Below are 11,924 nucleotides of genomic sequence, written 5' to 3'. Positions count from 1 at the left end.
GACCACTCCGGTCAGGGGCGCGCTGTCGTGTACGGGCGCTTCTCAGTTCTGGGAGGCGCGGATCGCTGCGGCGAGGCGGTCCGGTGTTCGGGTGGAGATCGTCCACGCATCGACCGGGTCGTCCTGATCGAGGTTCGGGATCACCACGATGCCATCGATGCCGCCGCGGATCAGATGCCATCCGCGCGCCGGGAGACCGGGACCACGAGCCTCGCGGGCTTCTGCACCGGTCAGCGCCACAGGCTCGCCGAGATGCTTCGTGTCGATATGCGCGCGGCCCGCGCGCAGCACGGTGCCGACGACCGAGACGACGGGCGTGGCCGCTATGAAGCCCGCCACCAGGAGCGCGGAGACTGCCGCGCCGAGGACGAGCGCGACGGTCGAGCCGATCGGCACGAAGACGAGCGACACCATGGGGCCGGCCACGGCGACGGTCACGAGCAGCCAGAGGCTCGGAGCGAGTCGTTCGCGGTAGCGGGGACGTGTGTCAGTGGTGGGGTTCTGCATTAGCCTCATTGGGTGACCGATTCCGTTGATGTCCCCATTATCGCCGCAGTGGTGCCCGGGTATGCGCATCCGGGTGATGCCGGTGCCGATCTGATCGCGGCAGAAGCCGTGCACCTCGAGCCGGGGGAGCGCGCACTCGTGCCCACAGGGGTCAGCATCGCACTGCCGGATGGATACGCCGCATTCGTGGTTCCGCGCAGCGGGCTGGCGGCGAAGCACGGGATCTCGATCGTGAACTCGCCGGGTACGGTCGACGCCGGCTATCGCGGAGAGATCAAGGTGAGCCTGATCAACACCGATATCAAGAGCGCGTACGATGTGGCGGTCGGCGATCGTATCGCGCAGCTGATCATCATGCCGGTCACGCGCGCCACGTTCATCCCGGTCGACGAGCTGCCGGACAGCGTCCGTGGTGCCGGTGGATTCGGTTCCACCGGGTACCAGGCAGCGACCCCTCAGAACGAAGCAGGACAGGCCAATGACTGACAACAACGAGACTCCTTCGAAGTCGGCACCGCTGAACCGTGCCACCGACGGTCCTTTCGATGACTCCGAGGCGAACCCGGTCCGCCCGTACATCGATCTCGGCGGCATCAAGATCCTTCCGCGCGAAGGACTGAATCTGCGCCTCGAGGTCGAGGAGCAGTCGAAGCGCATCGTCGCGGTCGGTCTCGACTACGCGGATTCCTCGCTCCAGGTGCAGCCGTTCGCGGCCCCCCGTACCGGTGGACTGTGGGACGAGACGCGCGTGCAGCTTCGCGACCAGGTGAAGGCGCAGGGCGGCCGCGTCGAAGAGAGGGAAGGCCCTCTGGGCAAGGAGCTCCTCGCCGAGGTTCCCGCGACAGCTGCAGAAGGATCCGGTCTGCGGCTGGCACGCTTCATCGGCATCGACGGCCCGCGCTGGTTCCTCCGCGGCGTGATCGGCGGAGCCGGCGCCTCCGATCTGGAAGCGGCCGAGAAGGTCGAAGACCTCTTCCGCTCGATCGTGGTCGTCCGCGGCGGCACGCCGATGCCTCCTCGCGATCTGATCCCGCTGAAGATGCCGGCGACCCCTGGTTCCGCGTGAGCACCCCGGAACCCGACGCAGAACGCGAGAAGAGCACCTCCGAGATCCTCGGCGAGGCCCTCGGCGGCGTTGCGCGTCGTGCCGGGCTCGACCCGTCGGAGAGCTCGGCCACCCACAAGGTGGTGTGGACCGCCATGGGCGGGTGGCGGGGCATCCTCGAGTCGGTGCTGCCCAGCCTCGCTTTCGTCATCATCTTCACGATCCGCCCTGAACCGCTTGTCCTCTCACTCGGCATCTCGGTCGGTCTCGCCGCCGTCTTCACGATCGTGCGCCTCGTGCAGAAGTCGCCGCCATCGGCAGCCCTCGGCGGGCTCATCGCCGCCGTCGCCGCAGCCGCACTGGCGCTGTGGACCGGCCGCGGTGCGGACAACTTCGTCCCTGGTCTCATCACGAACGCGGTCTACGGATCGGTCATCTTGGTATCGGCTCTGATCGGGTGGTCGCTGATCGGTCTCGCGGTGGGATTCCTGATGGGGGAGGGCACGACGTGGCGCAACGATCGCCGCAAGCGTCGTGCGTACTTCTGGCTCGGAATCGCCTGGGCCGCGCTGTTCTTCACTCGCCTGGCCGTGCAGCTGCCGCTCTATCTCGCAGGCGACGTCACGGCGCTCGGCACGCTCAAGCTCATCATGGGTCTGCCGCTGTTCGCCCCGCTGATCGCCGTGACCTGGCTCGTCGTTCGCGCGCTCCATCCGCGCGCGCCTGCGCGCGAAGATGCCGCTGAGGCGTGATAGATTTATCTTGACATCAAGATAAATCGCAGGCTTTCGCCCGTGAGCTTCGCGGAGCAGACTGGTTAGGTCCGCCTTGCTAGCCGCAGGGGCTCTCTGGCGAGCAAGATGGAGGCGCCTGTCGCTCCCATCCGAATAGAAGGAGACGGATTCGTGTCCACGGTGAACAGCTTCGGTGCCAAGAGCACCCTGACAGTCGGCAGTACCGACTACGAGATCTTCCGCATCGACACGGTGCCCGGTTTCGAGAAGCTCCCCTTCAGTCTCAAGGTCCTCCTGGAGAACCTGCTTCGCACCGAGGACGGCGCGAATGTGACGAAGGCGCAGATCGAGGCTCTGGGTTCGTGGGACGCCGCGGCGGAGCCGAACACCGAGATCCAGTTCACGCCGGCCCGTGTGGTCATGCAGGACTTCACCGGTGTTCCCTGCATCGTCGACCTCGCCACCATGCGCGAGGCCGTCACGGCCCTCGGTGGAGACGCCAACAAGATCAACCCGCTCTCGCCGGCCGAGATGGTCATCGACCACTCCGTCATCGCCGACCTGTTCGGCTCGGAGAACGCCCTCGAGCGCAACGTCGAGATCGAGTACGAGCGCAACGGCGAGCGTTACCAGTTCCTGCGCTGGGGTCAGACCGCGTTCAGCGACTTCAAGGTCGTCCCGCCGGGAACCGGCATCGTCCACCAGGTGAACATCGAGCACCTGGCGAAGGTCATCTACGATCGCGACGTCAATGGAGTGCTCCGCGCATACCCCGACACCTGCGTCGGCACCGACTCGCACACGACCATGGTCAACGGCCTCGGCGTGCTGGGCTGGGGCGTCGGCGGCATCGAGGCCGAGGCCGCGATGCTCGGTCAGCCCGTGTCGATGCTCATCCCGCGCGTCGTCGGCTTCAAGCTCTCCGGTGAGATCCCGGCCGGCGTCACCGCGACCGATGTGGTGCTGACCATCACGGATCTGCTGCGCAAGCACGGCGTGGTCGGAAAGTTCGTCGAGTTCTACGGCAAGGGCGTCGCATCGGTGCCGCTCGCGAACCGCGCGACGATCGGAAACATGAGCCCCGAGTTCGGCTCTACCGCCGCGATCTTCCCGATCGACGACGTGACGCTCGACTACCTGCGTCTCACCGGTCGCAGCGAAGAGGCCGTCGCCCTGGTGGAGTCCTACGCCAAGGAGCAGAAGCTCTGGCACGATGCCGCGCACGAGCCGACCTTCAGCGAGTACCTCGAGCTCGACCTCGGCACGGTCGTTCCGTCGATCGCCGGTCCGAAGCGCCCGCAGGACCGCATCCTCCTCTCCGAGGCGAAGACGCAGTTCGAGCACGACATCCTGAGCTACGCGACGGCATCGACCTCGGACTCGATCGTCGACCTCGAGTCGAAGCACTCGTTCCCGGCCTCCGACCCCGGTCAGTCGCCCGGCGATGAGGAGACGACGACGCGTCCCGTGCACATCAACAGCGGCGCCCCGGCAAACGCCTCCACGCCCGTGCCGGTCACGACGCCGTCGGGGGAGAAGTACATCCTCGACAACGGTGCCGTCACTCTCGCCGCCATCACATCGTGCACCAACACGTCGAACCCGTCGGTGATGATCGCCGCCGGTCTCGTCGCACGCAAGGCGCTCGAGAAGGGCCTGAAGCAGAAGCCGTGGGTCAAGACCACGCTCGGCCCGGGTTCCAAGGTCGTCACCGACTACTACGAGAAGTCCGGACTCGACAAGGATCTCGAGGGCCTCGGGTTCTACACCGTCGGCTACGGCTGCACGATCTGCATCGGCAACTCGGGCCCGCTGATCGAAGAGGTCTCCGAGGCGATCAATTCGCACGACCTCGCCGTGACAGCTGTGCTCTCGGGTAACCGCAACTTCGAGGGTCGCATCAGCCCCGACGTGAAGATGAACTACCTCGCGAGCCCGCCGCTGGTCATCGCGTACGCACTCGCAGGGTCGATGCACTTCGACTTCGAGAACGACGCGCTCGGCAAGGGCACCGATGGCGAAGACGTGTTCCTGAAGGACATCTGGCCGACCCCGGCCGAGGTCCAGGAGCTCGTCGACTCGTCGATCTCGCGCGAGCAGTTCATCAAGCAGTACGCCACCGTCTTCGATGGCGACGAGCGTTGGAAGAGCCTGCCGACGCCGGATGACGCGATCTTCCAGTGGGACGAGAACTCGACCTACGTGCGCAAGGCCCCGTACTTCGACGGCATGACGATGGAGCTCACTCCGGTGCGCGACATCGAGGGTGCTCGTGTGATGGCCACGCTCGGCGACTCGGTCACGACCGACCACATCTCGCCGGCCGGAAACATCAAGACGGGCACGCCCGCGGCGCAGTACCTCACCGAGCACGGCGTCGACCGCAAGGACTTCAACTCCTTCGGATCGCGTCGTGGCAACCACGAGATCATGATCCGCGGCACGTTCGCGAACATCCGTCTGAAGAACGTCATGGTCTCGGCCGTGAACGATGGCCAGGTCGTCGAGGGTGGCTACACCCGTGACTTCACGCAGCCCGGAGGCCCGCAGTCGTACATCTACGATGCGAGCATGAACTACCAGGCGCAGGGCACGCCCCTCGTGATCTTCGGTGGCAAGGAGTACGGCTCCGGCTCGTCGCGCGACTGGGCTGCAAAGGGCACGAGCCTGCTGGGCGTCAAGGCGGTCATCACCGAGAGCTTCGAGCGCATCCACCGCTCCAACCTCATCGGCATGGGCGTCGTCCCGCTGCAGTTCCCTGCGGGCGAGAGCTGGGAGTCGCTGGGTCTCGACGGCACCGAGATCGTCTCGATCTCGGGCCTGGACGAGCTCAACAACGGTGTGACGCCGAAGACCGTCAAGGTCACGGCCACGCCGAGCGAGAACTCGGCAGAGGGCAAGCAGCCGGTGGAGTTCGACGCGGTCGTCCGCATCGACACCCCCGGTGAGGCTGACTACTACCGCAACGGCGGCATCCTGCAGTACGTGCTGCGTTCGCTGGTCTGATCCCACATACGAAGGGGCTCCGATCTTCGGATCGGAGCCCCTTCGTCGTGTCAAGGGGGTGCTGTTTCACCGTGCTCTCCGAGCCTGGCGGGGTAGGATCGACACGCGCCCGCACCGTCGTCGGGCGCTTCTGACGGAGCCTGTGAGGAGGTGCAGATGCCGATTCTTCCGAGCATCTCAGGACCCCGTGATCTGGACGCGCTTTCGACTGACCAGCTGGCCGAACTCGCTGCGGAGATCCGGGCATTCCTGGTCGAGAACGTCTCGCGGACGGGTGGCCACCTCGGCCCCAATCTGGGCGTCGTCGAGCTGACGATCGCCCTGCACCGGGTGTTCTCATCCCCGGACGATCCCTTCATCTTCGACACCGGGCATCAGTCCTATGTGCACAAGCTCCTCACCGGACGTCAGGACTTCTCGGCGTTGCGGGTGCGGGGAGGCCTCGCGGGCTACCCGCAGCGCGGAGAGAGCCCCCACGACGTCGTGGAATCGTCGCATGCCTCCAGCTCTCTCAGCTGGGCGGACGGCATCTCCCGGGCGCTGACGGCTACCGGCCGGGCCGATCGGCATGTGGTCGCGGTCGTCGGCGACGGTGCGCTGACCGGCGGCATGACGTGGGAGGCCCTGAACAACATCTCCGACGACAACGATCGCAACCTGGTGATCGTGGTCAACGACAACGGCCGCTCGTATGCGCCGACGATCGGAGGCATGTCGCGGTATCTCAACCGCGTGCGTACCGCGGCCGCATACAAAGACCTCCACCGCAAGTCCGACCGCCTGTTCCGGGCCTTCGGTCCCGTCGGGCGTGCCGTGTTCCGTGGCGTCCGCGGGGGCACGCACGGTTTCCTCTCACGATTCACCAACAACGAGGCGCTGTACTCCAACCTCGACATCAAGTACCTCGGGCCCATCGACGGACACGACCTCCCCGCCCTCCTCGAGACGCTGGAACTCGCCAAGTCCTACGGCGCCCCGGTGATCGTCCACACGATCACCGAGAAGGGCCGCGGCTATCAGCCGGCCCGCGACGATGAGGCCGATCAGTTCCACGCCGTGGGAAAGATCGATCCCACGACCGGTGAGACGTTGTCGTCCGGCGGGCGCGGCTGGACGGATGTGTTCTCGGAGGCGCTGGTCTCCGTGGGGGAGCGGCGCAGCGACGTCATCGCGATGACGGCTGCCATGTTGCGACCGACCGGCCTCGCGCCGTTCGCCGAGCGCTTCCCCGATCGGGTCTACGACGTGGGCATCGCCGAGCAGCACGCGGTGGCCTCTGCCGCCGGGCTCGCGTATGGCGGTCTGCACCCCGTTGTCGCGCTCTACGCCACGTTCATGGGGCGTGCTTTCGATCAGGTGCTGATGGACGTCGCGCTGCACCGCGCCGGCGTCACCTTCGTGCTCGATCGCGCGGGAGTCACCGGTCCAGACGGTCCCAGCCACCACGGGATGTGGGACCTTGCGATGCTGCAGATCGTCCCGCATATCCGCATAGCCGCACCTCGTGACGGCGCGCGACTGGCGGAGGCCCTCGCTGAGGCTGTCGAGGTTGACGATGCCCCGACCGTCATCCGCTTCCCGAAGGGGGAAGTCGCCGCCGACCTTCCAGCGATCGAGCGGCTGAAGGATGGGGTCGACCTGCTCGCCCGCGGCGAGTCGGAAGACGTGCTGATCGTCGCCATCGGCCCGTTCGCCGAGCTCGCACTCGATGTCGCCGAGCGCCTGCGGGCACAGGGCATCGGCGCGACCGTCATCGATCCTCGCTGGGCGATCCCGGTGCAGCCCTCGATCGTCGAGCTGGCGGCCCATCATCGCCTCGTGATCACACTCGAAGACGGCATTCGCGTGGGCGGCATCGGCACCCGAGTACGCCAGGTCCTTCGCGAGGCAGGCATCGATACCGCCGTCGACGAGCTGGGTCTACCTGACGAGTTCATCGACCACGCCTCCCGCGACCAGATTCTTGCCGATGCTGGTCTCACGGCGCCGAAGATCGCGCAGGACATCGTGTCGCAGGTGCTCGGAACGCGCATTCCCAAGGCGCGTCACGCCGGCGAGACCGGAACCATCGATCTGCCGCTGCACGAGCGGCGCTGACCCCGGGACGTCGCGGCGCCTGTAGCGTCCTCAGTTCAGGGCGTGCAGCGCTGCGACCGCCTGCGCTCCTCGATCTGCGTCCCGGAGCGCGGTCGCCATCAGGTACCCGTCGGTGAGTGCGTCGCCGGTGACCATCACCCGCACGAGCTCCACACCGCAGGCACGGCGGACCTCTTCCGCGCTGGCGGCTATCACGCGGGTGTTGATCTCGTCGTTGTGTGGCAGTTCCGAGCCGTCGAGCCCGCGGATAACGTCTCTCAGCGCCGCACCGACGATGTTGGAGGCGCGTTCCTTGACGTTGACGACATCCAGCTCGAAGACGCGCAGGTCACCGCCCGTCGGTATCGGGCGCCATTCGAACGACGCGTGAACCCGATGCTGATGCCCGCTCGAGCCGCTCATCTCGCGTGCGGGGAGATCTGTCGCGCGGCAGCGCACGTCGATGAGCCGATACCAGTAGAACAGCGGGAACGCTCCATGCGACCCCGGATCGAGCACGACCACCTCGCCGACTGCCCCGCCGCGGTTGGTCGGTCGGCGCTGCGGACGATTCCGGATGATCGGCTTGCCGTTCCGCGTGCGGATCGCCGCCCAGCCCTCGTCGACCGTGACGACGAACAGCTTGAGCAGAGCGGGGAGGATCAGGAGAGTCGTGAGGAGCGCCGTGCCGGTCTTCAGCAGCCCCGACATTCCCTTGCCGCCCAGCATCGTGAAGAGCATGTCCATGACACCACTGTGCAGGCTCGTCGCGCGTCAGAACGCAGCGGGGAGGCGCCGGGAGGGGGAGTTCATGCGCTGTTCGCCACACGTTCCCCGCGACGCTGTGCAGTGGAAACGCGCCGGCCCGGATCCGCCGGGGAAGGGGTCAGGTGAGGTCGGCCAGTGTGCGCGCGACGACCTCTTCGACGGCCTCGCGGCACCGCTCACGATCGGCATCCACGAGTCCGACACGCGTGCGTCGGTCGAGAACGTCATCCGGGGTCATGGCGCCTTCCACGCGCAACGAGAACTCCACCTCCGCGCGGGTCAGCCCCGTCGGTTCGTCGAGCAGATCGTCGGATGGGGGAATCACGCGCTCGACGAGTCGCAACGATGCCGTGCGGCTCGGCGCCGCCTGCAGCCCGAGGGTCCGCGACGCGAGGTCGACGGCATCTTCCGCCATCCGCCGGTAGGTCGTCAGCTTTCCACCGAGGACCGTGATGAAGCCTGACTCGGAAGCCGTCACGAGGTGCCGCCGCGATACGTCCGCCGTGGCATCCGCTCCGCTGCGCACCAGCGGCCGCAAGCCCGCGAAGGCGCCGCGTACGCGTTCACGGCCGATCGGTTCGGCGATGACACGGTTGAGGCTTCTCAGCAGGAACTCGATCTCGGGCTCTGTCGGCTGAGCCACGCGCGGGACTGCGCCGGGGGCGTCCTCGTCCGTGAGGCCGACGATCACCCGGCCGTAGGCCTGAGGCAAGGCGAAGACGTAACGGCTGATCGACCCCTCATGGGGGATCGTCAGCGCCACCGTCGGAGCACCGAGATCCTCCGCATCGAGCACGATGTGGGTGCCTCGGCTCGGGCGCACGCTGATCGTGTCGTCGAGGGAGCCTGCCCACACGCCGGTGGCGTTGATCACAGCGCGGGCGCGGATCTCGAATCGCTCGCCTGTGAGCGTGTCTTCGGCAGTTGCGCCGTCGCCTCGCAGCTCGATCGCGCGGACCCTCGTGAGGATCCGCGCACCGAGTGATGCCGCGGTGCGGGCCACCGTGGCCACGAGCCGGGCGTCGTCGACCAGCTGGCCGTCGTAGGAGAGCACGCCGCCGCGCAGACCGTGTGCGGCGAGCGCCGGTGCTAGTCGGGTCGCCGTGCGTGCGGAGATGAGAGTGGGAGCCGGCAGCACCGCGCGGGGCGTGCGCGCCTTCATCCGCAGGAGATCGCCCATGCCCATGCCTATCGCGCCAGCCGCACGCTGACGCAGCGTGACACCCGAGCTGAAAGGCAGCAGCTGTCCGAGCGGGCGGATGAGGTGCGGAGCGATCGTCGTCATGAGGAGGTGGCGTTCGATCGCGCTCTCCTTCGCGGTCGCGACATCACCGGTCGCGAGGTAGCGCAGTCCGCCGTGCACGAGCTTCGAGCTGAACCGGCTGGTGCCGAAGGCGAGGTCCTCGGCTTCGATCAAGGTCACGCTGAGGCCGCGGGACGCGGCGTCGAGAGCGACCCCCACGCCGGTGATCCCGCCGCCGACGACGAGTACGTCGACTCGCTCGTCTGCGGAGAGCGTGAGATCGACCCTCCGTCGCGCGGTGTTGAGCGCGGAAGACTCCCTGATCATGGGCGGAGCAGTCCGTCGAGCGCCGCACGCAGCTCACGCTCCCACGCGGCCTCGGAGATGAGGTCGGCCACAGTGCCGTGGGAGAGCACTGCGGACTGGGCGATGAGCAGCAGCATCACAGAGATCTCCTGCGGCGCGCCGGGTCTGACCGAGCCGTCCTCCTGCGCTGAACCGATGGCCGTGGCGAGCCACGACAGGATCATCCGCTGGCTCGACCCGACGCGCTGCAGCGTGTAACGGGTGAACGCTTCTGGTTCGTCTGCGAGCAGGCGCGCGTAGAGCGGATCGTTCCGGAAGAGCGTCGTGAAGCGCAGCACGTCATCGACGAGGGCTGTTCTGGTGCGCGCGTGGGCGGGGAACGTGCCGAGGATACCGTGGACTCGCCGCAGGAGAGCGGCCCGGACGACGTCGTCGGCATCGCTCCAGTTGCGATAGATCGTCGGACGGCTGAGGTCTGCGCGGCGCGCGAGTTCCGCGATAGTCACCCCGTGCACGCCGCGTCGCTCGATCAGTGCATCCGCGGCATCGAGGATCCGCGTCTGCGTCGCATCCCAGAGAGGTTGACGTTCTTCCATGATGTGTCACACTGTAACGCATGGGCCAAGACAATGGCAGGGTCGATGCCGACCCGTCGATGAGATGGAACGGCTGGGGCGATCCGGCCAAGGCGAAGGATCTGCCGCTCGCGGTTCGCGCGCTGCTGCCGCTGCTGCTCGGGCGCATCCGTCGACCGGAGCCGGCTGTCGAGTTCGCCGAGGTGCGGCTGGCGCCGTCTGCGTTGACCGATGGCGACCTCGAGGCGTTCCGCACTGCGGTCGGCCCGCAGAATGTCGATGACTCCGCCGAGGCCCGGATCCGTCACGCCGGTGGGCGGTCGACTCCCGATCTGCTGCGTCGACGGCAGGTCGAGCAGGAAGTGCCGGATGCCATCATCCGTCCTGCCAGCCACGACGAGGTCCGTGCGTGCCTGGCGGTCGCGGCCGCTCGCGGCGTCGCCGTCATCCCGTTCGGCGGCGGCACGAGCGTCGTCGGGGCGCTGGATCCCGAGAGGGGCAGACATCACGGGGTCGTGAGCCTCGACCTGCGACGCTTGAGCGGCCTGACCCGTCTCGATGAGATCAGCGGTGAAGCGGTGCTCGCTGCTGGCACGACGGGACCGGAGGCGGAGGTGCTGCTCGGCGCTTACGGGCTCGAGCTCGGTCACTTCCCGCAGAGTTTCCGTTACGCCACGATCGGTGGATTCGCCGCCGCACGCTCCTCAGGGCAGAACTCGGCGGGAAACGGTCGGTTCGACGCGATGGTGACCGGAATCCGGGTGGCGACGCCCACCGGCGACATCGAGCTCGGGCGTTCGCCCGGATCTGCGGCCGGCCCTGATCTGATCAGGGTGTTCCTGGGTTCGGAGGGGATCTTCGGGGTGATCACGGAGGTGCGCGTGCGGGTGCATCCGATCCCGCGAGACAGGTTCTTCGAGTCGTGGTCGTTCCCCGACTTCGCCGGCGGCGTCGAGGGGCTGCGTCGGGTGGCACAGCAGGGGGCAGGCCCGACCGTGATCCGCCTCTCCGACGAGGCGGAGACGGCCGTGAGCCTCGCCCAGGTCGGCAAGATCGGTAAAGCCCTCGCAAAGGGCGCGAGTGTCGTGACGGTGTACGAGGGTGACGCCATAGCGGAGCGTCGAGCCCGTGCCAGTGCACATCTCACGGCGGCAGGTGGAATCTCAGCGGGCGAGGGCGCGGCCGAGGAATGGTTGGAGGGCCGTTTCGACGGGCCCTACCTCCGGGACTCGCTGCTCGACGCCGGTGTCTTCTGCGAGACGCTGGAGACGGCGACGACCTGGTCGAACCTGCAGACGCTGCGGGCCGCCGTCGAGAGCGCGCTCAAGGACGGTTTCGCCGACGCGGGTGCCAAGTCCTACGTCATGTGCCATGTGTCCCACATCTATCCCACAGGTGCATCGCTCTACTTCACCGTGCTCGCCGGAATCCGCTCCGATCCTCTCAGCGTGTGGAGACCCGTCAAGGCGCGGGTCAACGATGCGATCATCGCGGCCGGCGGCACCATCAGCCACCACCACGCGGTCGGTCGGGATCATGCTCCCTGGCTGGAATCGGAGATCGGGGAGACCGGCATCCGCATTCTCGCCGCGATCAAGCGGGAACTCGACCCCACCGGCATCCTGAACCCCGGCGCCGTGATACCGATCGAGCGGACGCGCTGA

Annotated in this window: 10 protein-coding genes; 6 read left to right on the top strand and 4 right to left on the bottom strand. The window is 67.3% G+C overall.

The genetic code is table 11. The annotated features are described in order from the left end of the window. Positions 1-42 precede the first annotated feature (42 nt). Positions 43-507, bottom strand: a complete 465-nt coding sequence (locus tag CQ040_RS02520; RefSeq protein WP_105525280.1) for a DUF3093 domain-containing protein — start codon at positions 505-507, stop codon at positions 43-45. A 12-nt stretch (positions 508-519) separates the two neighbouring features. Here CQ040_RS02520 and dut point away from each other — a divergent pair, with 12 nt between their 5' ends. The 5 genes from dut (at position 520) to dxs (ending at position 7,389) form a co-directional block, all read left to right on the top strand. Further along, positions 520-993, top strand: a complete 474-nt coding sequence (gene dut, locus CQ040_RS02515) for a dUTP diphosphatase (protein WP_181156669.1) — start codon at positions 520-522, stop codon at positions 991-993. After that, positions 986-1,573 carry a DUF3710 domain-containing protein gene (locus CQ040_RS02510; protein WP_105525282.1) on the top strand — a complete coding sequence of 196 codons (588 nt, stop codon included), beginning with the start codon at positions 986-988 and terminating at the stop codon, positions 1,571-1,573. The genes dut and CQ040_RS02510 overlap by 8 nt, the downstream gene beginning before the upstream one ends. Then, positions 1,570-2,304 carry a DUF3159 domain-containing protein gene (locus CQ040_RS02505; protein ID WP_105525283.1) on the top strand — a complete coding sequence of 245 codons (735 nt, stop codon included), beginning with the start codon at positions 1,570-1,572 and terminating at the stop codon, positions 2,302-2,304. The genes CQ040_RS02510 and CQ040_RS02505 overlap by 4 nt, the downstream gene beginning before the upstream one ends. Positions 2,305-2,457: 153 nt before the next feature. Further along, positions 2,458-5,292 (top strand): aconitate hydratase, encoded by a 2,835-nt coding sequence (locus CQ040_RS02500; protein WP_105525284.1) that lies wholly within the window; start codon positions 2,458-2,460, stop codon positions 5,290-5,292. A 156-nt stretch (positions 5,293-5,448) separates the two neighbouring features. Next, positions 5,449-7,389, top strand: coding sequence for a 1-deoxy-D-xylulose-5-phosphate synthase (gene dxs, locus CQ040_RS02495; RefSeq protein ID WP_105525285.1), 1,941 nt, complete (start codon positions 5,449-5,451; stop codon positions 7,387-7,389). 30 nt (positions 7,390-7,419) lie between these two features. Here the strand turns inward: dxs and CQ040_RS02490 are convergent, their stop codons facing one another. From CQ040_RS02490 to CQ040_RS02480, 3 genes are all read right to left on the bottom strand, one after another. Beyond that, positions 7,420-8,115, bottom strand: a complete 696-nt coding sequence (locus CQ040_RS02490; RefSeq protein ID WP_258131185.1) for an SPFH domain-containing protein — start codon at positions 8,113-8,115, stop codon at positions 7,420-7,422. Between the two features lie 139 nt (positions 8,116-8,254). After that, the gene (locus tag CQ040_RS02485; RefSeq protein WP_105525287.1) at positions 8,255-9,706 is read right to left on the bottom strand and encodes a glycerol-3-phosphate dehydrogenase/oxidase; all 1,452 of its coding nucleotides are present in this window, start codon (positions 9,704-9,706) and stop codon (positions 8,255-8,257) included. Continuing rightward, positions 9,703-10,281 carry a TetR/AcrR family transcriptional regulator gene (locus tag CQ040_RS02480; RefSeq protein WP_105525288.1) on the bottom strand — a complete coding sequence of 193 codons (579 nt, stop codon included), beginning with the start codon at positions 10,279-10,281 and terminating at the stop codon, positions 9,703-9,705. The genes CQ040_RS02485 and CQ040_RS02480 overlap by 4 nt, the downstream gene beginning before the upstream one ends. Positions 10,282-10,301: 20 nt before the next feature. Here CQ040_RS02480 and CQ040_RS02475 point away from each other — a divergent pair, with 20 nt between their 5' ends. Then, positions 10,302-11,924 (top strand): FAD-binding oxidoreductase, encoded by a 1,623-nt coding sequence (locus tag CQ040_RS02475; protein ID WP_258131186.1) that lies wholly within the window; start codon positions 10,302-10,304, stop codon positions 11,922-11,924.

It is taken from the genome of Microbacterium sp. MYb54 (genome assembly GCF_002979515.1).
Lineage (GTDB): Bacteria > Actinomycetota > Actinomycetes > Actinomycetales > Microbacteriaceae > Microbacterium.
Note: the sequence above shows the minus strand (reverse complement) of the source record. Positions and strands in the feature narration are given on the sequence as shown.

Bases quoted from the DNA above. Each gene is read 5' to 3' on its own strand.
- CQ040_RS02485 (WP_105525287.1), bottom strand. From the start codon at position 9,706: ATGATCAGGGAGTCTTCCGCGCTCAACACCGCGCGACGGAGGGTCGAT.
- CQ040_RS02490 (WP_258131185.1), bottom strand. From the start codon at position 8,115: ATGGACATGCTCTTCACGATGCTGGGCGGCAAGGGAATGTCGGGGCTG.
- CQ040_RS02520 (WP_105525280.1), bottom strand. From the start codon at position 507: ATGCAGAACCCCACCACTGACACACGTCCCCGCTACCGCGAACGACTC.
- CQ040_RS02480 (WP_105525288.1), bottom strand. From the start codon at position 10,281: ATGGAAGAACGTCAACCTCTCTGGGATGCGACGCAGACGCGGATCCTC.
- CQ040_RS02510 (WP_105525282.1), top strand. From the start codon at position 986: ATGACTGACAACAACGAGACTCCTTCGAAGTCGGCACCGCTGAACCGT.
- dxs (WP_105525285.1), top strand. From the start codon at position 5,449: ATGCCGATTCTTCCGAGCATCTCAGGACCCCGTGATCTGGACGCGCTT.
- CQ040_RS02475 (WP_258131186.1), top strand. From the start codon at position 10,302: ATGGGCCAAGACAATGGCAGGGTCGATGCCGACCCGTCGATGAGATGG.